This is a genomic window from Nocardia rhamnosiphila NBRC 108938, from assembly GCF_000720425.1.
Lineage (GTDB): Bacteria > Actinomycetota > Actinomycetes > Mycobacteriales > Mycobacteriaceae > Nocardia > Nocardia rhamnosiphila.
Window position 1 is genome coordinate 479,210 of sequence record NZ_JOAJ01000009.1, and the last position, 22,091, is coordinate 501,300.

The following is a 22,091-nucleotide window of genomic DNA, read 5'->3' on the forward strand; positions in this document are numbered from 1 at the left end:
TGACCGTCCGGTCCGCTACGCCGCCGCCGGTGCCGGTTCCCGAGCGAACTGGGTCCGGTACAGCTCGGCGTAGCGTCCGCCGGCGGCGAGCAGTTCGGTATGCGTTCCCCGTTCCACGATGCCACCGGATTCGACCACCAGAATCTGATCGGCCGCTCGCACGGTCGAGAGCCGGTGGGCGATCACCAGGGCGGTACGGCCCTGGAGCGCTTCGGTCAGTGCCGCCTGCACCGCGGCCTCGGAGGTCGAGTCGAGGGAGGCGGTCGCCTCGTCCAGGATCACCACCCGTGGCTGTTTGAGCAGCAGCCGGGCGATGGTGAGACGCTGGCGTTCACCGCCCGAGAGGCGGTAGCCGCGTTCCCCGACCACCGTGTCCAGCCCGTCGGGCAGGGTCGCGATCAGATCGCTCAGGCGGGCCCGCTCCAGCGCGTCCCACAGCTGTTCCTCGCCGGCGTCCGGGGCGGCCAGCAGCAGATTGGCCCGGATGGTGTCGTGGAAGAGGTGGCCGTCCTGGGTGACCAGGCCGACGGTTTGCTGGATCGACTCCGTGGTGAGTTCGCGAATATCGGTGCCGCCCAGCCGCACCGCGCCCGAATCCACGTCGTAGAGCCGGGAGACCAGCTGCGCGATGGTCGATTTGCCGGCGCCGGAGGAGCCGACCAGGGCGATCATCCGGCCGGGTTCGGCGCGCAGTGACACCCCGTGCAGCACTTCCTCACCGCCGCGGGTGTCCAGTGTGGCCACCTCTTCCAGCGAGGCCAGCGAGACCTTGTCGGCGGCGGGGTATCCGAACCGCACGTCGTCGAGCTCCACTGTGACGGGGCCGGCGGGCACCGGCCGTGCTCCGGGGGCGTCCTCGATGAGCGGTTTCAGATCGAGGACCTCGAAGACCCGCTCGAAACTGACCAGCGCGGACATGATCTCCATCCGGGCACTGGCCAGCGCGGTGAGCGGGGAGTACAGCCTGGTGAGCAGGAGTGACAGGGCCACCACGGCACCGGCGTCCAGCTGCCCGCGCAGCGCGTACCAGCCGCCGAGGCCGTAGACCAGCGCGACGGCCAGCGCGGAAACCAGCGTCAGCGCCGTGACGAAAACGGTTTGCAGCATGGCGGTGCGCACGCCGATATCGCGGACCCGCCGCGCCCGCAGCGCGAACTCGGCCGATTCCTGGGCCGGGCGGCCGAAGAGTTTCACCAGAGTCGCCCCCGGCGCGGAGAAACGCTCGGTCATCTGCGTGCTCATCGACGCGTTCAATCCCGCTGCCTCCCGCTGGATATCGGCCAGCCGGTCGCCCATCCGCCGGGCCGGGATCACGAAGACCGGCAGCAGGAGCAGTGCGAGCAGGGTGATCTGCCAGGACAATTGGAGCATCACCACCAGGGTGAGCGCCACGGTGACGATATTGGCGACCACGCCCGAGAGGGTGTCGCTGAAAGCGCGCTGCGCCCCGATCACATCGTTGTTCAACCGGCTGACCAGCGCGCCGGTCCGGGTCCGGGTGAAGAAGGCGATCGGCATCCGCTGGACGTGGTCGAAGACGGCGGTCCGGAGGTCGAGGATCAGACCCTCACCGATCCGCGCCGACAGCCAGCGGATGGCCAGCCCGAGACCGGCGTCGAAGACGGCCAGCGCGGCGATGGCCAGTGCCAGCAGTATCACTGTCCGCGGCGGCGACCCCGCGAAGATATCGTCGACCACCCGGCCCGCGAGCAGCGGCGTGGCGACCACCAGCACCGCCGCGGCCACGCTGAGGACGAGGAAGGCGATCAGCCGCCGCTGATGCGGCCGGGCGAAGCGCAGGATGCGCCGTGCCGTGGCGAGACTGAACGACCGCGTCTCCTCGGGTGCGTGCATGCGCCGGTACATCTGGTCCCAGGCCACCGATTCCATGCTCATCTGACAATGTCCTTCCGCTCCGGAGCACGATTGAACTCCGGTGCACCGACACTAGAAGCTGAACCAATATTCAGGTCAAGCGCCCGGCGGCCGGGGTCCATCGGTCCCGGGAACCTGCGCGAGTTCGAGACGGACACCCAGCAACCGGATCGGACGATCCAGCGGAAAACGATCCAGCACCCGCAGCGCCGTATCGACGATCGTGGGGATATCGGTGGTCGGCTCCGGAAGTTTGGACTGCTTGCTGCGGGTATAGAAGGTGCTGGTGCGTACGGTGACCGAGACCCGGGTGGCCATCCGGCCTGCCTCGATGATCTCCGCCGCGACCTCTGCCGCCAGCCGGGCCACCTGGGCGCCGATCTCGGCCGGATCGCCGAGATCCCGTGGGAAGGTCTGCGATCTACTGCGCCCCACCGCCGGTGGCGGTTTCGTCACCACCTCGGTATCACCGGCGCCGCGACTCATCACCCACAGCGCGGGACCGTTCGTCGGACCGAACTCGGCCGCGAGCCGGGACCGGTCGGCGGTCATCAGGTCCCCGACGGTATGGATATCGAGTTCCGCCAGCCGGGCCGCGATCCGGCTACCGATCCCCCAGAGCGCGTTCGTCGGACGGTGGGCCATCACCTCGGACCAGTTGGCGGCGGTGAGCCGGAACATGCCGTCGTGCGCTCCCGGATGGTCGGTGGCGGCGACACCGGGTTTCCCGACCGATTTCGCGAAACCGGTGGCAAGTTTCGCGGTGAGCTTGTTGTCGCCGATGCCGATCGCGCAGCCGAGATCCAGTTCTTCCACCGCGGCCCGGATCGCCCGAGCGGATTCCTCGGGCTCCTCGGTATCGACCGCCACGAACGCCTCGTCCCACCCCCAGACCTCCACCTGATCGGTGAACATGCGCAGCCGGGCCATGACCTCCTCGGACGCTTCCTCGTAGCAGGGGACGTCCAAGGGCAGGAAGACCGCCTCCGGGCATTTTCGCGCCGCCGACCGCAACGCCATACCCGCCCGCACCCCGTAGCCGCGCGCCGGATACGACGCGCAGGTCACCACCTTGCGGGGCTCGTCCGGGTCGCCGTTTCCGCCCACGATCACCGGCTGCCCGCGTAGTTCGGGATGACGCCGGTACTCCACCGCGGCCTGGAACTGGTCGAGGTCGACGTGCAACAGCCATCTGGCCACGACACTGTCTTACCCCTACCGGGTGACAAGGAGGGGGATATCGGGGCAGCGGCACCGGCACGATCCGGGTGCGGTGTGCGCAATTTGCGCGGACTGCCCACCGACAGCGGACCCGGCCGGATCCGCCGAGTCGGGAAGGAATGCCGGGGCGCCCACCTAGGCTGGTTCGTGTGACCGACCACGACGCACGACGGGACACACTCGCACGGCAGTTGCGTGCGCGGATCGGTATAGAGGCGGTGGACATCTCCCACCGCCGCCGGGTGGAGTACTCGTCGGACGCCTCGAACTACCGGGTGCTGCCCGAAGCGGTGGTTTTTCCCCGAACCGACGAGGACGTGGCGGCCGTACTGGAGGTCGCGCGGACCGAGGGTACCGCCGTGACCCCGCGGGGCGGCGGTACCTCGGTCGCGGGCAATGCGGTCGGTCCCGGCATCGTCCTCGATTTCAGCAGGCATATGACCGGTATCGCCGAGATCGATCCGGATCGGCGGACCGCCCGGGTACAGCCGGGCGTGGTGCTGTCGGATCTGCAGCGCCGGGCCCGGGAACACGGGCTGCGCTTCGGTCCGGATCCGTCCACCCAGAACCGCTGCACTCTCGGCGGCATGATCGGCAACAATGCCTGCGGTCCGCACGCCATCGCGTGGGGTCGCACCTCCGACCGGGTACGGGAGCTGCGGATCATCGACGGTACCGGCGCGTCCCGCCGCCTCGCGGACTCGCTGGACGAGGTCCCCGGGCTAGCGGAGTTCACCGCGAAATCCCTCGCCGTGCTGCGCACCGACCTCGGCCGGTTCGACCGGCAGGCATCGGGCTACGGGCTCGAATATCTGCTGCCGGAACGCGGCGGCTCGGTGGCCGGCTCGTTCGTCGGGGCCGAGGGCACCTGCGGTGTCCTGCTCGAGGCCGAGCTGGAATTGGTGCCGATCCCGGCGGCGACCCTGCTGGTCGTGCTCGGTTACCCGGATCTGGCGACCGCCGCCGACGATATCGCCGCGGTCGTCTCGGTCGCGCCGGTGGCGGTCGAGGGTATCGATGCCCGGCTGATCGAGATGGTGCGCGCACACGGTCGGCGGGTCCCCGATCTGCCGCGTGGCACCGGCTGGCTGTTCGTGGAGCTGGCGGGGGAGAACGCGGCGGCCACCCACGCCGCCGCCCGCCGCTTGTGCGGCGCGGCGGGTGCGCTGGACAGCCGGATCATCGAAGACCCCGGCGCCGCGGCCGCGCTGTGGCGGATCCGGGCCGACGGTGCCGGCCTGGCCGGCCGCACCCGCGACGGTGAGCCGGCCTGGCCGGGTTGGGAGGACGCGGCGGTTCCGCCCGCCCGGCTCGGCGCCTACCTGCGCGATTTCGACGAGCTGACCCGCGAGCACAAGGTCGACGGACTGCTCTACGGGCATATCGGCGACGGCTGTATCCATGTGCGGCTGGACCTGCCCATCGCTACCGCGCCCGAACGGTTCCGGGCCTTTCTGACCGACGCGGCACACCTTGTGGTGGGCCACGGCGGTTCGCTGAGCGGAGAACACGGCGACGGCCGGGCCCGATCGGAACTGCTGGAGATCATGTACTCACCCGAGGTCCGCGCGGTCTTCGCGGGTTACAAGGCGCTGTTCGATCCGGCGAACCTCCTCAATCCGGGTGTGCTGGTGCAGCCGCGCCCGCTCGACGCCGACCTGCGACTGGCGGGTCTGCCGCCGCTGCCGCGCGCGGGCGGCTTCGCCTTCGCCGGTGATGGCGGGGATCTGGCCACCGCGGTGCACCGCTGTGTCGGGGTGGGTAAATGCCGGGCCGATACGCGTGGCACGGGTGGTTTCATGTGCCCCTCCTATCTGGCGACGGCCGACGAGAAGGACACCACCCGAGGCCGGGCCCGGGTATTGCAAGAAGTGGTCCGGGGAGAGCTGGACTGGGCCGCGCCCGCGGTGGCCGAATCGCTGGACCTGTGCCTGTCCTGCCGCGCCTGCGGTACGGACTGCCCGGCGGGCGTCGATATGGCGACCTACAAATCCGAGACGCTCCACCGCCGCTACCGCGGTCGGTTGCGCCCGCGCGACCACTACACACTGGGCCGGCTCCCGCGCTGGCTGGGTGGGGCGACCCGGGTGCCGTGGCTGGTCAACGCGCTGGCCGGCGCCGGACCGCTGCGCCGGCTCGGGATGCGGGCCGCCGGGATGGATCCACGCCGGGAGGTACCGGAACTCGCGCCGCGATCCTTCCGGCGGATCTGGCGCCGGGAAGCGGCGAAGCAGCGGGTGGCCGAGCCGGCCGCGACGACGGTGATGCTGTGGGTGGACACCTTCACCAATGCCTTCGATCCGGAGATCGCGGTGGCGGCGGTGCGCCTGCTCAATTCGCTCGGTTATCGGGTGGTCGTGCCGCGCCGGCAGGTGTGCTGTGGACTGACCTGGATCAGCACCGGGCAGTTGGACGGCGCCCGGGCGCGGCTGCGCGCCACCCTCGATGCCCTCGACGACCACGTGCGCGCCGGTGGCGCGGTGATCGGTCTCGAACCGTCCTGCACCGCCGCATTGCGGGCCGATCTGCCGGAGTTACTGCCCGAGGATCCGCGTTCCCGGCCGGTCGCGGCCGCGGTCCGCACGCTCGCCGAGTTCCTCGCCGCACAACCGGATTGGCGTCCGCCCCGCTACCCCGGCCGATCGCTGGTCGTCCAGCCGCATTGTCACCACCATTCGGTGCTCGGCTTCGATTCCGATCGCCGAATATTTGCCCAGATGGGGGTGAGTGTGACGGAGATCGCAGGATGCTGTGGGCTGGCGGGTAATTTCGGAATGCAGAAAGGCCATTACGAGATATCGGTGGCGGTGGCGGGCAACGGAATACTTCCGGCGCTGGAGAATGCCGAACCGGATGCCGTCGTGGTCGCCGACGGATTCTCCTGCCGGACCCAGGCCGCCCAGCTCACCGCCCGGCGGGGCCGGCATCTCGCACAGATTCTGCTGGAGGACAGTTGATTCCGGGTGTATCACGGATTCCGTGACATCGAAGAGCGGCCGATCCCGAAAGACCGGCCGCTCTTCGTGAAGGCTCAGCTCCCGAATGGGAGGGTCCCGGGTGGAATCTCGTAGCCGGAGCTACCGGCGAAAACCGAACCCCAGAGATCGAGTAGCCAATTGAGCGCTTCGGTGATCATAGAAACCTCCAGTCACGGCAAAAACCACATATTTGCTCAACTGCGTCTTCATCGACGGGCGATCGAACGGCGTTACTCGGGGCAGCGCACAATGGCATGGTGCCTGTCCGAACAGCCGGATCCACCGGCGATGCGTGGGCGACGCGGACCCTGTCCGCCGACGCCCCGGTCGACCTCGCCCATACCCTCGCGCCGTTGCGCCGCGGGCCCGGCGACCCCTGTCACCAGATCACCCCGGACGGGGCGCACTGGCACACCTCGCGCATGCCGGCCGGGCCGGTCACCTATCGGCTGGTCCAGGACGATCCGCTGACCGTCACCGCGGACGCCTGGGGTCCGGGTGCCGCGGAATTCCTCGACGGGCTCGATCGCATGCTGTGCCTGGATCAGCGGGTCGACGATTTCGTACCGATCCACCCCACGGTGGCGGCCGCGCACCAGCGGTATCCCGGGCTGCGGATGCTGCGCACCGGCCGGGTACTCGAAGCGCTGATCCCGGCGATCCTGGAACAGAAGGTGACCATCGTCTCCGCCCATGCCGCATGGCGTCGCCTGGTGCACCTCTTCGGCAGTCCGCCACCCGGCCCGGCCCCGGCGGGCATGCTGGTACCGCCGGACGGGGCGGCCTGGAGCCGGATTCCCTCATGGAGCTTCCACGGGGCCAATGTCGGGCCGCAGCGCAGCCGGACCATTGTGCGGGTGGCGCGTCTCGCCGAGTCGCTGGAGCGGATGACCGCGCTGCCGCCGGCCGAGGCCGCACGCCGGCTCCGCACGATCCCCGGTATCGGGGAATGGACCGCCGCAGAAACCGCGCAGCGCGCTTTCGGTGATGCCGACGCGCTGTCGGTGGGTGATTTCCATCTGGCGTCGATCGTCGGCTGGACCCTGCTCGGCCGCGATATGGACGACGCCGAGATGGTCGATTACCTCGAACCGGTACGTCCGCATCGCTATCGCACCATCCGTCTACTCGAGATCAGTGGGCAAGCTCGTAAGCCGCGGTTCGGCCCGCGCGCACCGGTGACCGATCACCGGTGGCACTGACCGGTAAGAGAGTTCGCGGCCCAGGAGATCCGAGGTCCCTGTTTCGCAGAACCGTACGGATCCGGCGGGTGAGCGGCCGGTACGGCGGTGGAACCCGGTCGCTATTGGAGCGCGCGATTGTCCAGGACACAGCGGCCCGATTCCACCAGGGTGGCTCGGGCGCGCCGGCGGACCCGGCACTCGTCGACGGTGCAGTCCAGGTGCAACTGCATTGCCGAATGGGCTTGTTCGGGGGTCATCACGCCGGGATCGGCACCGCAGGCGAGCAGGGTGGGGATCGGGGCGTCCAGATTCAACCGCATCACACACGACCTCCTTCTGAACCCGCGGTCGACTCCTGTTGTCCGCGGTGGTTTTCCGGGTGTGCACATACGACCAACAGCTCACCATAGGCCGAGAAGGTGCGATAACGGGTGAGATTCGGCGATTTTACCGGTACCGATTCGCGGAATTTCCTGTAGACGGGTGTAAACCCGCCGCGGCCGGGGCTGCGCGTAGCATCGCGCTACATGCTTGTGGCGCGCAGCGCCGGGACCCTCGACTCGAAACACGGCGATTTCCGCGGCGGTGAAGGAGAACCTGGATGAGCATCGACAACGGTACGAATGTGGACCTGTCCGGCGCCCGCTGGGTGAGCGGCGCGACCGGGGAAGGCGCCGCAACGCCGGGGGCCCACAGCGTCGAGATCGCGATGCTGGCCGACGGTCACGTCGGAATGCGTGACGGCAAGAATCCCGACGGGCCGGTACTGGTCTTCACCCCGGGTGAGTGGGCGGCCTTCACCGCCGGCGTACGCGACGGCGAGTTCGACCGGCCGTAATTTCTGTTCACCCGGGTCTTCCTGCCCGCGAGCACGGCGTTTGGGTCCAGCAGGTAACGGGTAGACAACAATATGTGGACCCAGGGATCAAGAATTCCCGTCCCCGGCTCCGCAAATTCGGGCCCGGCGACGGCGTCGCGCGGTTGATCGTCGGCCTGCTTTTTGCGGCATCCGCGGTGGGCGTTTTCGTACTCACCGGCTCGGTGTTCTCGGCTTTGTTCGTCGGGGTGCTCGTGGGGCTGGTCGCGACCGGTGTGGTCGCGATGCTGTGAGACGGTCGGGCGAAACGGTCAGCGCCGGAAGAGCTTGTTGCCGAGCCAGACGATCGGATCGTATTTCCGGTCGGCCACGCGTTCCTTCATCGGTATCAGCGCATTGTCGGTGATCTTGATATTTTCCGGGCATACCTCGGTGCAGCATTTGGTGATATTGCAGTAGCCGAGCCCGTGCTCCTCCTGGGCGGCGTCCCGGCGATCGGCCACATCCAGCGGATGCATCTCCAGCTCCGCGATCCGCATGAGATACCGCGGGCCGGCGAAGGCCTCTTTGTTCTCGTCGTGATCGCGCACCACATGGCAGGTGTTCTGGCACAGGAAGCATTCGATGCATTTGCGGAACTCCTGCGAGCGCTGCACATCCACCTGCTGCATCCGGTACTGCCCGGGCTCCAGATCCGGCGGCGGTGTGAACGACGGGATCTCGCGGGCCTTCTTGTAGTTGTAGGAGACATCGGTCACCAGGTCGCGAACCACCGGGAACGTGCGCAGCGGTGTCACAGTGACAACATCTTCCGGCGTGAAGGTGGACATCCGGGTCATGCAGAGCAGCCGCGGTTTTCCGTTCACCTCGGCCGAGCAGGAACCGCATTTGCCCGCCTTGCAGTTCCAGCGGACGGCGAGGTCGGGCGCCTGGGTCGCCTGCAGGCGGTGGATGATGTCGAGAACCACTTCGCCCTCGTTCACCGCCACCGTGAAATCCTGTAGTTCTCCACCTTCGGTATCGCCGCGCCATACGCGGAACCGGGCGTCGTAACTCATTCGCTCACGCCTCCTTGCTGTCCGATTCGCGGCCTTCGGGCGTAGCACCTGCCGCGGCGCCGTCCACCGCGGCCGGATGGGTCGCGAGTTCGGCTGGGGTGTAATACTTTTCCAACTCACCGAAGTCGAAGAGGGCGAGCAGTTCGTCCCGCATCGGCAGCTGATCCTGCACGGTCACCGAGATATCGGGGATATTCGCGACTCCGGCGCCGTCGATGCCGCAGACGAGGAGTTTGTTGCGCCACTGCGGGTCCATCCCCGGGTGGTCGTCGCGGGTGTGTCCGCCGCGGCTCTCGGTGCGCAACAGCGCGGCCTGCGCCACACACTGGCTGACCAGCAGCATATTTCGCATATCGAGGGCGAGATGCCAGCCCGGGTTGAACTGCCGGTGCCCCTCGATGGTGACGTGCGCGAACCGCTGGCGCAGCGCCTCCAGGTGGGAGATCGCCTCGCGGACCTCGGCTTCCTTGCGGATGATGCCCACCAGATCGTTCATGGTCTGCTGCAGATCGGTGTGCAGGGTGTACGGGTTCTCCCCGGAGGCGCCGTCCGGCGGATCGAACGGGGCGAGCGCCGTCCGGGCCGCTGTCGCGATATCGGCGTCGGCCACCGCCGGCCGCTCGGCGAGTCCTTCGACGTACTCGGCCGCGCCCAGCCCCGCCCGCCGACCGAAGACCAGCAGATCCGACAGGGAATTGCCGCCGAGCCGGTTGGATCCGTGCATACCGCCCGAGCATTCACCGGCGGCGAAGAGACCCGGTACGTGCGCCGCGCCGGTATCCGGATCGACTTCGATCCCGCCCATCACGTAATGACAGGTGGGCCCGACCTCCATCGGCTCCTTGGTGATGTCCACATCGGCCAGTTCCTTGAACTGGTGGTGCATCGACGGCAACCGGCGGATGATCTCCTCCGGAGTGAGCCGCGAGGCGATATCCAGGTAGACCCCGCCGTGTTCGGTACCCCGGCCGGCCTTGACCTCTTCGTTGATGGCGCGGGCCACTTCGTCGCGGGGCAGCAGATCAGGGGTGCGACGCGCCGAATCGTTGTCGCGCAGCCACTGATCGGCCTCTTCCTCGCTCTCGGCGTACTGCCCTTTGAAGACCGGCGGAATGTAATCGAACATGAACCGTTTGCCGTCGGTGTTCTTCAATACGCCGCCGTCACCGCGGACGCCCTCGGTGACGAGAATGCCCTTCACACTCGGCGGCCACACCATGCCGGTGGGATGGAACTGGAGGAACTCCATATTGATCAGCCGGGCGCCGGCCCGCAGCGCCAGGGCGTGGCCGTCACCGGTGTACTCCCAGGAGTTCGAGGTCACCTTGTAGGATTTGCCGATTCCGCCCGTGGCCAGGATGACCGCGGGGGTCTCGAACAGGATGAAGCGGCCGGATTCGCGCCAGTAACCGAAGGCGCCGCTGATCCGGTCACCGTCCTTGAGCAGATCCGTGATGGTGCATTCGGCGAAAACCTTGATCCGTGACTCGTAGTCGCCGGTCTGCGCGTAGTCCTCCTGCTGCAGCGAGACGATCTTCTGCTGCATGGTGCGGATCAGTTCGAGCCCTGTACGGTCGCCCACATGCGCCAGCCGGGGGTAGGTGTGCCCACCGAAATTGCGCTGGCTGATCCGGCCGTCGGCGGTCCGGTCGAACAGGGCGCCGTAGGTCTCCAGCTCCCAGACGCGGTCGGGGGCCTCCCGGGCGTGCAGTTCGGCCATCCGCCAGTTGTTCAGGAATTTGCCGCCGCGCATGGTGTCGCGGAAATGGGTCTCCCAGGTGTCCTTCTCGTTGGCGTTGCCCATCGCCGCCGCGCAGCCGCCCTCGGCCATCACGGTATGGGCCTTGCCGAACAGCGATTTGCACACCACCGCCACCGAGAGACCGTGTTCCCGGGCTTCGATCACCGCGCGTAGTCCGGCGCCGCCGGCACCGATCACCACGACGTCGTAGGTGTGCCGCTCCACTTCGGGCATAGCCGTGCAAACTCCTCAGTCGATGATGCGAAGATCGGAAATCGTGCCGCTGGCAACCAACATCACGTAGAAGTCGGTGAGTACGAGGGTGCCCAGCGTGGTCCAGGCGAGCTGCATATGCCTGGTGTTGAGCTTGGAGACCTGTGTCCAGAACCAGTACCGCACCGGATGTGCGGAGAAGTGTTTGAGCCGCCCGCCCGCGATATGCCGACAGGAATGGCAGGACAGGGTGTAGGCCCACAGCAAGATCACATTGCCGGTGATGATCAGGCTGCCCAGTCCCAGCCCGAATCCGCCGGTTTTGCCGTGGTAGGCGATCACCGCGTCGTAGGTGTTGATCAGCGAGATGAGCACCGCGACATAGAAGAAGTAGCGGTGGGCGTTCTGGATGATCAGCGGCAGCCGGGTCTCCCCGGTGTACTTCGCGTGGGGTTCGGCCACCGCGCAGGCCGGCGGTGAGAACCACACCGACCGGTAGTAGGCCTTGCGGTAGTAGTAGCAGGTGAGCCGGAACCCGAGCAGGAACGGCAGCACCAGGAACCCGAGCGGCAGGAACACCGGCAGGTCGCCGAACGGGGTACCGAAGTGACTCGCCCCCTCGACGCAGGAGGTGCTCAGGCAGGGGGAGTAGAAGGGCGTCAGATAGTGGTAGTCGGGCACCCAATACGCCGTGCGCACAAAGGATCTGATGGTCGCGTAGATGACGAACGCGGCCAGCCCGATCACTGTGATCAGCGGCGGTAGCCACCACCGATCCGTGCGTAGGGTCCGGGTGGTGATCCGGGCCCGGGTCCTGCTGAATACGCCTGTACCCGCTTCGGGAGCGGTTGTGGTCGTTGTGGCACTCACTGGTCGATGCCTCGCTGATCGGCGGTGCGGGTGGTCATGGGGTACCTCCGCGATCGAATGTGATGCTGAGCACCATACGCCCGGCCCGCTATCGAATGAGCAGGGTCCGCGCAATCTCGATGGGCTCGAGGGTAGGTGATTTGCGCCACATTTACTGACGATCTTGCTCGGGTGAACACGTCGCAAACGAGGACGGCCGGTCGCCTGTGCGGCGACCGGCCGTCCGAAGATCATCGGCTTACGGCCCGATGTCCGGTGTTCAGTTATCCGGCGGTGAACCCCGGCCGATTACTGGGTACGCGGCCGCGAGTGGAAGCCGAGGCCCTCGTCCTGGGCGCCCATCCACGCCGATTCGTCGGATTTGCTGTCCGGGACGTAGATGGGTTCCTGGCCGCGGCGGGCCGCCACCTGCGGCGGGGGGCTCTTCTCCAGTTCATCGGCATCGATGCAGAGCCGTTCCAGATCGTTCTCCAGCCGGCGCACGGGGCCGGCATCTCCATAATGAGTGCGCAGCACCCCGATGGAATGACGAAGCTGGTTTACGGCGTATCGGAGTTCCGCGATGTCGCTACGTGTCATGGGTACCTCCTGAGTTGCCAACCGGTCGCGGTGTCGAACGCCGCCCGGACTGCGCCGGCCGTCCGGCGTGCTTGTGACCGACCACACAAGGTGATCTACAACACAGTACGGCAAAATCCTGATTCCGGCTCGTCCGATGATCAAGATCGGGTTTCGGTTGGGAGCCGATGTATACGGCTCGGCCGTGGGCCGGTGCGGCACTCTGCGGGCATATACAGCTGTCTAGCTGCTGGGTGAGAATTACGTATACGACGCTCGATCCGGGGTCGATGGTTGTATGAGCAGCCCTGATCGACACGCTGGAGACGGCATGGACATCTGGCCAGGGGCGGTATCGGACTATCTATGCTTTTCTAGGGAATCTTCTAGTAAGTCCGATAGATTGCTAGCGCAGCCCGTCAGGTGGTGACGCTGCGCAGGTAGCGCCCGAAATGCGGGACGGTGAACCCGATGGTGCCGCGCTCCGCGGAGTAGATGAGGCCCTTCTTGATCAGTCCGTCGCGGGCCGGCGACAGCGAGGCGGGTTTGCGGCCCAGTTCGGCGGCCACCGCCGACGTGGCGACCGGGCCGTCGTCACCGGACAGATCGGCCATCGCGCGCATGTACTCGCGTTCGGCCGGGGTGGCCCGTTCGTACCGGGAGCCGAAGAAGCCGACCGCGAGCTCTTCCTCGGCGGCCGGCGCCGCCACCTCGACATCCTCGGCGGTGATCGGACTGCCCGGCGCCTGGTCCCAGGTCGCCTTGCCGTAGGCCTGCACGAAATACGGATATCCGTCGGCTTTGCGGTAGAGCGCGGTGAGCGCCTCGTCGGAGAATTTCACGTCCTCGCGCTCGGCCGGCGCGATCAGCGCACGATCGGCCGACTCCCGGTCCAGCCGGTCGATGCGGTGATAGCCGAACAGGCGTTCGGAATAGCTCTTGGACGCCGAGAGCACCGCCGGCAGATGCGGTAGACCCGCCCCCACCACGATCAGCGGCGCGGTGTCCTGGCTCAGCTCGTGGCAGGCGCCGCAGATGGCCGAGATATCGGCCGGACCCAGATCCTGCATCTCGTCGATGAAGACGGCGATACCCGCGCCGACGTCCTGGGCCAGCGCCGCGGCCTCCGTCAACAGTTCCACCAGGTCGATCTCGATATCGCCGGAGTCGGCGCGACCGGTCACGGCCGGTACGTCGATACCCGGCTGCCATCGCTCCCGCATGCCCTTGTCCGCCGTCGCGCGCAGCGCGAACGCTTTGAGGATGCCCAGGAAATCGTCGATCCGTTCCTGGTTGTGGTGCGTTTTGGCGATGGCCCGCGCGGCCGTGTGCAGCGCCGAGGACAGCGGCCGGCGCAGTTCCTGGTCCGGGCGGGCCTCTATCTTGCCGGTGCCCCAGCCGCGGGAGACCGCGGCCGAGCGCAACTGGTTGAGCAGTACGGTCTTCCCCACACCGCGCAGCCCGGTGAGCATCACGCTGCGCTCCGGACGACCCCGGGCGATCCGTTCGAGGACGATATCGAACGCGGCGAGCTGCTTGTCGCGTCCGGCGAGTTCCGGTGGACGCTGACCGGCGCCGGGCGCATACGGGTTCCGCACGGGGTCCATACCCTCAGACCGTAGCGAACCGATCGGAAAATATGTCCTTATCTATGCCGAGTTCTAGAGAGTTCTGGCGGGTGTCCGGCGTCCCCGGGCCGCCGCGCCGTGGCGCCGGACGCGGGCCGGGCGGACACGCCCGGACGAGACCTCCGCGTGACCTGTCGGCGCACCGAAAAACGCTGTCGCGCCGGTGCTTTACACATGTACTCCCTGTTGGCGCGAAAAGGACACGCGTTCGGCTGGACAACACCCGGGCGGCATCGTAACCTTCTTGTGACTTAGTGGAGTCGAGTCGTTTCGTAAGTGAGGCGGCGCCATTTGGTCACCGCCGCAGCCGGCCGCCGCGAATCGAGTAGGACGCGCGACCGGAGCGACGGGAGAGCACGAGGATCGGAGACGTAGCTCGGTGGGTAAGCACAGCTTGCAGCGAGAATCCAAGCTGCCTAATTCTGTCAAGGGCGCGCTGGTCATGGGCACGCTGGCCGCGACTACGGGCACGATGCCCGCGATCGCCTCGGCCGCGACGACCACGATCGACGTTCCCGGTATCGGCAAGTTCGACGTCGAGGTGCCGGATCAGTTCGCCGATCAGGCGAACCAGCTCAACCAGCAGCTGAACCAGGTCCTCGAGCAGGCTCCGCACGCCATGCCCGCCGCTCCCGCGCTGCCCAACTTCGCGCCGCCCGCCCCGCTCCAGCAGCAGACCCTCGGCGATATTGCCCTCGACGCCGCCAAGACCAAGGTCGGCGCAATGTACTCCTGGGGTGCGGCCGGCCCGGCCAACTTCGACTGCTCCGGCCTGGTCCAGTGGGCCTACAAGCAGGCCGGGATCAAACTGCCGCGTACCAGCTTCGAACAGTCGCACGTCGGCGCGCCGATCGCGTTCGACAACCTCAAGCCCGGCGATATCGTCATCACCAACGGTGGCGGTCACGTCGGCATGTACGCCGGTGACGGCCTGCTCCTGAACGCGGTGCAGTCCGGCGAGCCGGTCTCCTACACCCACCTCTCCGCCGACGATGTGGTCACCGCGCGTCGTATCGTATAGCGGGTGAACCGAGCCGCTACCGAGCCGAACAACGGCAATACCCAGGCACGGGTCGACTCCTGGGTCTGGGCTGTCCGTTTGTTCAAAACTCGGTCGGCTGCCGCGGCCGCCTGTCGAGGCGGACATGTGCGTGTGAACGGTGCGACAGCCAAACCCGCACAACCGGTACGTCCGGGCGACGAGATCCGGATCCGGAACAACGGTGTCGAGCGGATCGTCGTCGTGGAGCGGGTGATCACAAAACGGGTAGGTGCTCCGATCGCCGCCCAATGCCTGATCGACCGCAGTCCACCGCCTCCGCCCAAGGAAGTTCTCGCTACCCTGCCGCAACGAGACCGCGGGACCGGGCGCCCGACGAAACGGGAACGTCGCGAAACCGACCGGCTGCTCGGCCGGACCGATCACTGAGCCCGCTTCCTGGGGCCGTTGTCCATCTGCTCGCCGAACGGTAGATCCGATCTCTGCCGTCCGGCGTGGCCCAGGTGCCCGGACCGCGCCGGAGGTTTCAGTGCTCGCGGGTACCGGCGGCCGGAGCCGGGGAGTCGGCGGTATCCGGATAGGCCCAGGGGTCGTCGATCGCCGTCCCGGCCGGTCGCGATGCTCCGACGACCGGGGTGGAGAACACGGCGATAAATGTGACCGGGTCGGCCGCGGTGAGTTCGATGAGATGGGCTGCCGATGCCGAGATCCGGGCGAATCGGCGCGCCAGCCGCCCCGCGTCGAGTGCCGGATCCTGATCCGAAAGCGAGTTCTCGCCCCCCGCGTGCGGTGCGGTGGCCGCCGAAACCGTTGCGATATCACCGGATACGGCGGCATCGACCACGGTGTCCTCGAAAACCTGTGCCGCATGGATCACTCCGCGAATGGTGCAGCCGGTCTCCCGGATATCGCGCAGGGCGTTGTCCAGGTCGTGGCGGTCGGCGGTATCGCAGCGCACCACCACGATTCGCTCTTCGAACCCCTCCAGCAGCGGCGGAACCGGCCGTGGTGAACGTGTCGGTACCACCACGTCCCGAGCTCCCGCGGCGAGCAGACGGCGCACCATCACCGAACCGAGGGCGCCCAGACCGCCACTGACGACATAGGTTCCGGCCCGATCGATCACCATCGGCGGATCGAGGGCGACTCGCCCGGCCATGAAGCGGATAGCCCTATTGGCATCGACCACCCGCGTCCATGCGATGATATCTGTGGGTGGGGGGTCATCGGCGAGCCGTATCGATGCCAGCGTTCCGGCACCCGTGACCTCCGCCCGCAAATCCTCCCCGTTCGATCGCCGGTCGGCGTCGGCCGCGGCCGATCGCGGTGATCGGTCCGATCTCGTAGTCGTATCACGGTCGTCGAAAGATATTGCCGGGAAACCTGTTCCGACTCCGAGCGGCCCCACCCGCCGCGCGGACGGTGCGATCGGCGAGGTGCCGTCTCTTGGATCCGGTTGTCCCTCGATACCGTCGCGGTCGTCCACCGGCCCGGCCGTTGTCGCCGCCGCGCCCAGCGCTCGTGCCGCGTGGAACTGGGCGAGACAGGTGAGGAAGGCGGTGCCCTCGTCCGTGCTGTCCGCGGCGCCGTAGGTGGTGTGCGCGAACCGCGGTATGGCCCGGACGGCCGCCGCGAGCAGGGGTTCGGGCCCGACCTCCAGGATCATTGCCATCCCGTCGCCGGCTGCCCGCCGCAGCGCCGCGTCGAGTTCGACTCGGCCGGTGAGGTTTTCGGCCCAGTACCGGGCGGGCATATCGGCCGCGTCGACGACGGTGCCCGCGTACGTGCTGGAATAGAGCGGTAGGTGCGGGACCGTCGGGCGGATCGGGCCGAGGTCGTCGAGGAACCGCGGTATCGCCGCGGTCATGGCCGGGGTGTGTGCGGGATGATCCCAGGGGGTTCCGGCGGTGGCGATACCGCGGCGTTCGGCGCGGCGCACCACCACGTCCACATAGCGAGAAGCGCCGGTGACCAGTACCGACCGCGGCCCGTTGACCGCGGCGACGGAGACCTTCCCCTCCAGTGGTTGCACCAGGCGGATCACCTCGGACTCCGAAGTCAGCAGTTCGGCCGTCGCGCTCGAACCCGCCAGCCGGCCCGCCGCGCGAGCACGCGCCACCACCACTTTCGCGGCGTCGGCCAGCGGCAGCGCCCCGGCGGTCACCGCCGCGGCGATCTCGCCGGGGCCGTGACCGACCGTGCCATCCGGTCGCACACCCCACGCGGTCAGCAGTTCGGCGAGTGCGACCTGGTACACGAACAGGGCTGGTTGAACGAACTCCGGATGCGGCGTCGGCTCAACGGTATTCGGGCCGGCATCGGAACCGCCGGGCGGGCGGAAGCCGTAGCGGGGAGTCCAGACCCGGGGACCGCCGGCGGCGGCGACCGCGTCACCGGCCGCGGTGACCGCATCCGCGAAAACCGGATAGCGGCCGGCCAGCATGCGGCCCATCCGCTCGTGCTCCCCGCCTTCGCCCGGGAACAGGAAGAGCACTCCCTGAGGAGAACCGATCATCGTAGTGACACTGTGGAAAGCCGGACTGCCTGGCGGCCGTGGCGAGCGGATGGCCTCACGACTCGATTATGCCGGAGAAATCCGGGTATTCGGTTTTCCGAATCTGTTGGCGCCGTGCGCCTTCCACCATCAACGGTCTGGACCGATCGGCCGAAGGGCCGTCTGCGCGGCGGCCGCGATCACCGCGGTCGCCGAAACCGGACCACGCAGAGCAAGGCGGGACGGTGTAGGCCGAGATCGAGGCGCGCGCCGACACGGCGCCGCCTCGGTACGCGGCATCCAGCCGCCGGCAGATCGCGGGGGCCGCCCCCCGCTGTCTCTACTGGTTCGCGGGCCTGGCCGGTACCGTTGCCGTGTGGCCGATTCCGTGGACGGACGAACCCCCACTCTCCCGACGCTGCTGCGCTGCTGTGCGGCGCTGGCCGCCACCCCGGCGCGGCTGCTGCGGCCGCGGCGGGCCGATCCCGATTTCCTGGCGCGGCTGGAGTCCGCCCCGTTGCCGGCGGCCCGGGCGAGTGTGGAGTTGACCGTGCTCGTGCAGGGCCGGATGTCGGCGCCGACGACAATTGTCGCGGAGGGCGTGCGCAGTCTCGGGCATCTGCCCATGGCGATGGGCGCCTATATCATCGAGCATCCGTCGGCGCGGTTCATCGTGGACCCGGCACTGTGCGCTCATGTGCACCGGCGGGTGCTGCCGAAGCTGCCCTTCCCGATTCCGTCGCTGGTGGCGCCGGACCAACCGGTCCTCGGGCTGGCGGACGCGCTGGCCGCCCGTGATCTCGACCCCGCCGCCGTCGACTTCGTGTTGCCCACCCACCTGCACTGGGACCATATTTCCGGGGTGCTCGAACTGCCCGAGTCGGTGCCGGTGCGGTTGCCGGCCGCGGAACTGGGCTGGGCGCTGCGGGGTCCGCACGCACCGACCGGGGTGGTGCGGGCGCCACTGGAGGGACGGCCGCTGGAACCGCTGGAGCTCGACGGTCCGCCGGTGCTCACCTTCGCGCGCAGCCTTGATCTGTTCGGGGACGGTTCGGTACTACTCGTGGACCTGGCCGGGCACACCCCGGGCAGTATCGGCGTACTACTGGCCACGAATGACGGGCGCCGGGTGCTGCTCGCCGGTGACTCGGTGTGGAACCGGCTGCAGATCGAACTGATCCGGGAGAAGGCGCCCATGCCGGGACAATTGTTCGACGCCGACCGCGATATCGCCTTCCAGACCATCCATCGGCTGCACGCGCTACCCGACGGTATCGAGGTGGTCGCCGCGCACGACTACGACGCGGTGGCCGCGCTCGCGGCGCGCTGAACCCCGGCCCGGATCGGGCCGGAGAGTGCGGGAAGCCAACCTTTCCCGGATGGCTTCCCGCGTTTCCTGCGTCGGATCGAATCGCCATTAATCCGACGAGGCACAGGGGTTCCGGTGCGGTGGAACCGGCCCGATCAGGCCGAAGCGACGAAACCGGCCAGCCGCGCGCTGATCAGTTCCTCGGCCTCGCCGACCATGCGGCCGATGAGTTCGGCGCAGGTCGGGATGTCTTCGATCAGGCCCTGGCAGAGGCCGACCGACCAGATACCGGCATCGAGGTCGCCCTCTTCGAAAACACGCCGGCCGCGGGCACCGGACACCAGTTCGCGGACATCCTCGAACTTGCCGCCGGCCTTCTCGATTTCGACCACCTTACGGCTCACCTCGTTGTCGGCGACCCGGGCGGTGTTGTGCATGGTGCGGAAGATCAACTTGGTATCGCGCTCGGAGTTGGCGACGATCTGCTCCTTGACCTTCCGGTCGATGGAGGACTCCTCGGTGCACAGGAACCGGGTCCCCATGTTCACGCCGTCGGCGCCCAGCGCCAGCGCCGCGACCAGGCCGCGGGCGTCGGCGATACCGCCGGAGGCGATGATCGGGATGGTCAGCGCGCGGGCCGCCGCGGGGATCAGCACCAGCCCCGGTACATCGTCTTCGCCGGGGTGCCCGGCGCATTCGAAGCCGTCGATGCTGACCGCGTCCACACCGATCTTCTGGGCTTTGAGAGCGTGCCGGACGCTGGTGCACTTGTGCACCACCTTGATCCCGGCTTCGCGGTAGGTGGGCAGGAAGGGCTCGGGATTGCTGCCGGCGGTCTCCACGATCTTGATCCCGCTGTCCACGATCGCCCGCGCGTACTCCTCGTACGGCGGCGGGTTGATCGAGGGCAGGATGGTCAGGTTCACGCCGAACGGCTTGTCGGTGAGTTCGCGCGTGCGCTCGATCTCGCGCCGGAGGTCGTCGGGCGTGGGCTGGGTCAGTGCGGTGATGAAACCGAGCCCACCGGCGTTGGCGACGGCTGCGACGAGCTCGGCCCGGCCGACCCACATCATCCCGCCCTGCACGATCGGATGTTCGATACCGAAGGTCTCGGTGAACCTGGTCCGCAGCATCGGTGCTCTCCTCTACTTTCGCGGATAGTCCGCGTCTGCTGCATGGTGCCACGGGTGTCAGCGCCCGATCAACCCTGGAAGTGAGTCGTGATTCGCATATGTGATGGGATCTCGTGTAGCTGGGTGACGTGCGGAGCGGCGGGTATCTCCCCAAATACGCGCTTCAACGAGCGCGAACTCTTTCCCCGGTCGGGTTCCTCGGGATTAACCGCTATTCGGCCTCGATTTCCTTGCCGGTGCTGATGTGAATTGTTATTCTGCCGACATGTTCACACTGCGTGTGGCGCCGGACACTCCGGCGGGACGCGCGGTACCGAGAGGAGTACGTGGGATGTCCACCGGTGCGCAGGCCCTCGCCGAGCCGATCAGATCGCGTCGCAACCACTGGAACAACCAGCTCGCCACGCATGCGGTGATGCGGCCCGACGAGGTGGCGCTGCGCTTCCGCGGTGCCGACACCACGTGGCGGCAACTGCACGAACGGTCGCAGAAATTCGCCGACGCACTCGCGCGCCGCGGCGTCGGCTTCGGCGACCGGGTGCTCATCCTGGCCCTCAACTACCCCGAATACCTGGAGGCCGTGTTCGGGATCAATGCCCTGGGCGCGATCGCGGTCCCGGTGAACTTCCGGCTCACCCCGCCCGAAGTCGCCTATATCGTCGGCGACAGCGGCGCCAAGGCCGTGGTCACCGATACCGTGCTGCAGCCGCTGGCCACCGCGGTGCAGGGCCAGGCCCCGGGCCTCGAGCACTGCTTCGTCATCGGCGGCAGCAGTGGCGACGGGGTCGTCGGCTTCGAGGACGCGATCGCCGAGACGGGGGATGCGCACACCCCGCTCGATATCGCCGAGGACACGCCCTGCCTCATCATGTACACCTCGGGCACCACCGGCAGCCCCAAGGGCGCCGTCCTCTCGTACGGCAATATGAACTCCCAGGCGCTCACCTGTATCCGCGCGCTGCAGCTGGAGCAGGAGTCGATCGGCTTCTGCACCTCCCCGCTGTTCCATATCGCCGGTCTCGGCAGCCTGGCACCGGCCTTCCTGCTCGGCGCCAAGACGGTGCTGCATCCGCTGGGTGCCTTCAGCGCGACCGAATTCCTCGACGCCGTGGAGGCCGAACAGGCCACCTCCGCGTTCTGTGTGCCCGCCCAATGGCAGCTGATCTGTGACGAGCCGACCGTCAAGCAGCGCAAACTCGCGCTGCGGGCGCTGAGCTGGGGTGCTGCCCCCGCCTCGGACACTGTGCTGAAGGCGATGGCCGACGCATTCCCCGATGCCTTCAATGTCGCGGTATTCGGGCAGACCGAGATGTCGCCGATCACCTGTGTGCTCGAAGGCAAGGACGCCATCCGCAAACTCGGTTCGGTCGGCAAGGTCATCCCCACCATCCAGGCCCGCATCGTCGACGACGAGATGAACGATGTGGCGCCCGGCGAGGTCGGCGAGATCGTCTACCGCGGCCCCACCATGATGTCGGGGTATTGGAACAAGCCGGAGGCGACCGCGGATGCGTTCGCCGGCGGGTGGTTCCACTCCGGTGACCTGGTCCGCCAGGACGACGAGGGCTTCATCTACGTCGTGGACCGCAAGAAGGACATGATCATCTCCGGCGGCGAGAACATCTACTGCGCCGAGGTGGAGAACGTCCTCTTCTCGCATCCGAAGATCCGCGAGGCCGCGGTGATCGGCAAAGCGCACGAGAAGTGGGGCGAGGTGCCGGTCGCGGTGGTCGCGCTCAACGATCCGGCCGACGATCTCACCCTCGCGGAACTGGAATCGTTCCTCAACGAGAATCTGGCCCGCTACAAGCATCCGAAAGAGCTGGTACTCGTGGCGGAACTGCCGCGCAACGCCAGCGGCAAGGTCGTGAAAGTCGAACTGCGCAAGTTCGATTCGTAGGTAATGTTTCACGTGAAGCATGCGCCGGATCGGTTCCGCCGATCCGGCGCGCACCTGCGCGGGGAGCTCCGGCGCGCCCGGTGGCCAGGATTTTTCCCGGGCAGTGGTGCGC

The 22,091-nt window shown here is 67.7% G+C and carries 18 protein-coding genes; 8 read left to right on the top strand and 10 right to left on the bottom strand.

Annotated features, from left to right (window positions below):
• Nucleotides 1-15 precede the first annotated feature (15 nt).
• Together IG75_RS0128905 and IG75_RS0128910 are read right to left on the bottom strand one after the other, a co-directional pair.
• Nucleotides 16-1,896, bottom strand: coding sequence for an ABC transporter ATP-binding protein (locus IG75_RS0128905; protein WP_030524507.1), 1,881 nt, complete (start codon nucleotides 1,894-1,896; stop codon nucleotides 16-18).
• Between the two features lie 75 nt (nucleotides 1,897-1,971).
• A complete protein-coding gene (locus IG75_RS0128910) occupies nucleotides 1,972-3,075 on the bottom strand; it encodes a DNA polymerase IV (RefSeq protein ID WP_030524508.1) in 1,104 nt (367 codons plus the stop codon).
• Between the two features lie 140 nt (nucleotides 3,076-3,215).
• Between IG75_RS0128910 and IG75_RS0128915 the strand changes: the two genes are divergently transcribed.
• Nucleotides 3,216-6,053, top strand: coding sequence for an FAD-binding and (Fe-S)-binding domain-containing protein (locus tag IG75_RS0128915; protein WP_081877194.1), 2,838 nt, complete (start codon nucleotides 3,216-3,218; stop codon nucleotides 6,051-6,053).
• Nucleotides 6,054-6,328: 275 nt separating this feature from the next.
• The gene (locus IG75_RS0128920; RefSeq protein WP_051714998.1) at nucleotides 6,329-7,276 is read left to right on the top strand and encodes a DNA-3-methyladenine glycosylase family protein; all 948 of its coding nucleotides are present in this window, start codon (nucleotides 6,329-6,331) and stop codon (nucleotides 7,274-7,276) included.
• A gap of 101 nt (nucleotides 7,277-7,377) precedes the next feature.
• Here IG75_RS0128920 and IG75_RS0128925 read toward each other — a convergent pair whose 3' ends face one another.
• Nucleotides 7,378-7,578 carry a hypothetical protein gene (locus IG75_RS0128925; RefSeq protein WP_030524511.1) on the bottom strand — a complete coding sequence of 67 codons (201 nt, stop codon included), beginning with the start codon at nucleotides 7,576-7,578 and terminating at the stop codon, nucleotides 7,378-7,380.
• A 281-nt stretch (nucleotides 7,579-7,859) separates the two neighbouring features.
• Here IG75_RS0128925 and IG75_RS0128930 point away from each other — a divergent pair, with 281 nt between their 5' ends.
• Nucleotides 7,860-8,096, top strand: coding sequence for a DUF397 domain-containing protein (locus tag IG75_RS0128930; RefSeq protein WP_030524512.1), 237 nt, complete (start codon nucleotides 7,860-7,862; stop codon nucleotides 8,094-8,096).
• Nucleotides 8,097-8,170: 74 nt separating this feature from the next.
• Entirely contained in the window at nucleotides 8,171-8,368 is a 198-nt protein-coding gene (locus IG75_RS0128935; protein WP_030524513.1) for a hypothetical protein, read from the top strand.
• 18 nt (nucleotides 8,369-8,386) lie between these two features.
• Here the strand turns inward: IG75_RS0128935 and IG75_RS0128940 are convergent, their stop codons facing one another.
• The 5 genes from IG75_RS0128940 to IG75_RS0128960 form a co-directional block, all read right to left on the bottom strand.
• The gene (locus IG75_RS0128940) at nucleotides 8,387-9,133 is read right to left on the bottom strand and encodes a succinate dehydrogenase/fumarate reductase iron-sulfur subunit (RefSeq protein WP_030524514.1); all 747 of its coding nucleotides are present in this window, start codon (nucleotides 9,131-9,133) and stop codon (nucleotides 8,387-8,389) included.
• A 4-nt stretch (nucleotides 9,134-9,137) separates the two neighbouring features.
• Nucleotides 9,138-11,108 (bottom strand): fumarate reductase/succinate dehydrogenase flavoprotein subunit, encoded by a 1,971-nt coding sequence (locus IG75_RS0128945; protein ID WP_051715000.1) that lies wholly within the window; start codon nucleotides 11,106-11,108, stop codon nucleotides 9,138-9,140.
• Nucleotides 11,109-11,123: 15 nt separating this feature from the next.
• On the bottom strand, nucleotides 11,124-11,957 hold the full coding sequence (locus IG75_RS0128950; RefSeq protein WP_030524516.1) for a hypothetical protein: 834 nt from the start codon (nucleotides 11,955-11,957) through the stop codon (nucleotides 11,124-11,126).
• A 288-nt stretch (nucleotides 11,958-12,245) separates the two neighbouring features.
• Nucleotides 12,246-12,536: a hypothetical protein gene (locus IG75_RS0128955; RefSeq protein ID WP_030524517.1), complete on the bottom strand. Its 291-nt coding sequence runs from the start codon at nucleotides 12,534-12,536 to the stop codon at nucleotides 12,246-12,248.
• A 398-nt stretch (nucleotides 12,537-12,934) separates the two neighbouring features.
• A complete protein-coding gene (locus tag IG75_RS0128960; protein ID WP_030524518.1) occupies nucleotides 12,935-14,122 on the bottom strand; it encodes an ATP-binding protein in 1,188 nt (395 codons plus the stop codon).
• 463 nt (nucleotides 14,123-14,585) lie between these two features.
• On the opposite strand from IG75_RS0128960, the gene IG75_RS0128965 reads away from it, so the two are divergent.
• Together IG75_RS0128965 and IG75_RS0128970 are read left to right on the top strand one after the other, a co-directional pair.
• The gene (locus IG75_RS0128965; RefSeq protein WP_051715002.1) at nucleotides 14,586-15,164 is read left to right on the top strand and encodes a C40 family peptidase; all 579 of its coding nucleotides are present in this window, start codon (nucleotides 14,586-14,588) and stop codon (nucleotides 15,162-15,164) included.
• 3 nt (nucleotides 15,165-15,167) lie between these two features.
• Nucleotides 15,168-15,572 (top strand): RNA-binding S4 domain-containing protein, encoded by a 405-nt coding sequence (locus IG75_RS0128970; RefSeq protein WP_030524520.1) that lies wholly within the window; start codon nucleotides 15,168-15,170, stop codon nucleotides 15,570-15,572.
• A 97-nt stretch (nucleotides 15,573-15,669) separates the two neighbouring features.
• Here IG75_RS0128970 and IG75_RS0128975 read toward each other — a convergent pair whose 3' ends face one another.
• Nucleotides 15,670-17,658 carry an acyltransferase domain-containing protein gene (locus IG75_RS0128975; RefSeq protein WP_081877195.1) on the bottom strand — a complete coding sequence of 663 codons (1,989 nt, stop codon included), beginning with the start codon at nucleotides 17,656-17,658 and terminating at the stop codon, nucleotides 15,670-15,672.
• A 355-nt stretch (nucleotides 17,659-18,013) separates the two neighbouring features.
• Between IG75_RS0128975 and IG75_RS0128980 the strand changes: the two genes are divergently transcribed.
• Nucleotides 18,014-18,967 carry an MBL fold metallo-hydrolase gene (locus IG75_RS0128980; RefSeq protein ID WP_245713237.1) on the top strand — a complete coding sequence of 318 codons (954 nt, stop codon included), beginning with the start codon at nucleotides 18,014-18,016 and terminating at the stop codon, nucleotides 18,965-18,967.
• 134 nt (nucleotides 18,968-19,101) lie between these two features.
• Here the strand turns inward: IG75_RS0128980 and IG75_RS0128985 are convergent, their stop codons facing one another.
• Nucleotides 19,102-20,079, bottom strand: coding sequence for an NAD(P)H-dependent flavin oxidoreductase (locus tag IG75_RS0128985; RefSeq protein ID WP_030524523.1), 978 nt, complete (start codon nucleotides 20,077-20,079; stop codon nucleotides 19,102-19,104).
• 331 nt (nucleotides 20,080-20,410) lie between these two features.
• Here IG75_RS0128985 and fadD5 point away from each other — a divergent pair, with 331 nt between their 5' ends.
• Nucleotides 20,411-21,979, top strand: a complete 1,569-nt coding sequence (gene fadD5 / locus IG75_RS0128990) for a fatty-acid--CoA ligase FadD5 (RefSeq protein ID WP_030524524.1) — start codon at nucleotides 20,411-20,413, stop codon at nucleotides 21,977-21,979.
• The last annotated feature ends 112 nt before the right edge of the window (nucleotides 21,980-22,091 follow it).

What these genes read in the sequence shown, in the direction of transcription:
- IG75_RS0128905 (WP_030524507.1), bottom strand. Translation starts at nt 1,896, where the DNA reads ATGAGCATGGAATCGGTGGCCTGGGACCAGATGTACCGGCGCATGCAC.
- IG75_RS0128915 (WP_081877194.1), top strand. Translation starts at nt 3,216, where the DNA reads ATGCCGGGGCGCCCACCTAGGCTGGTTCGTGTGACCGACCACGACGCA.
- IG75_RS0128920 (WP_051714998.1), top strand. Translation starts at nt 6,329, where the DNA reads ATGGTGCCTGTCCGAACAGCCGGATCCACCGGCGATGCGTGGGCGACG.
- IG75_RS0128925 (WP_030524511.1), bottom strand. Translation starts at nt 7,578, where the DNA reads ATGCGGTTGAATCTGGACGCCCCGATCCCCACCCTGCTCGCCTGCGGT.
- IG75_RS0128930 (WP_030524512.1), top strand. Translation starts at nt 7,860, where the DNA reads ATGAGCATCGACAACGGTACGAATGTGGACCTGTCCGGCGCCCGCTGG.
- IG75_RS0128940 (WP_030524514.1), bottom strand. Translation starts at nt 9,133, where the DNA reads ATGAGTTACGACGCCCGGTTCCGCGTATGGCGCGGCGATACCGAAGGT.
- IG75_RS0128945 (WP_051715000.1), bottom strand. Translation starts at nt 11,108, where the DNA reads ATGCCCGAAGTGGAGCGGCACACCTACGACGTCGTGGTGATCGGTGCC.
- IG75_RS0128955 (WP_030524517.1), bottom strand. Translation starts at nt 12,536, where the DNA reads ATGACACGTAGCGACATCGCGGAACTCCGATACGCCGTAAACCAGCTT.
- IG75_RS0128960 (WP_030524518.1), bottom strand. Translation starts at nt 14,122, where the DNA reads ATGGACCCCGTGCGGAACCCGTATGCGCCCGGCGCCGGTCAGCGTCCA.
- IG75_RS0128965 (WP_051715002.1), top strand. Translation starts at nt 14,586, where the DNA reads ATGGGCACGCTGGCCGCGACTACGGGCACGATGCCCGCGATCGCCTCG.
- IG75_RS0128975 (WP_081877195.1), bottom strand. Translation starts at nt 17,658, where the DNA reads ATGATCGGTTCTCCTCAGGGAGTGCTCTTCCTGTTCCCGGGCGAAGGC.
- IG75_RS0128985 (WP_030524523.1), bottom strand. Translation starts at nt 20,079, where the DNA reads ATGCTGCGGACCAGGTTCACCGAGACCTTCGGTATCGAACATCCGATC.
- fadD5 (WP_030524524.1), top strand. Translation starts at nt 20,411, where the DNA reads ATGTCCACCGGTGCGCAGGCCCTCGCCGAGCCGATCAGATCGCGTCGC.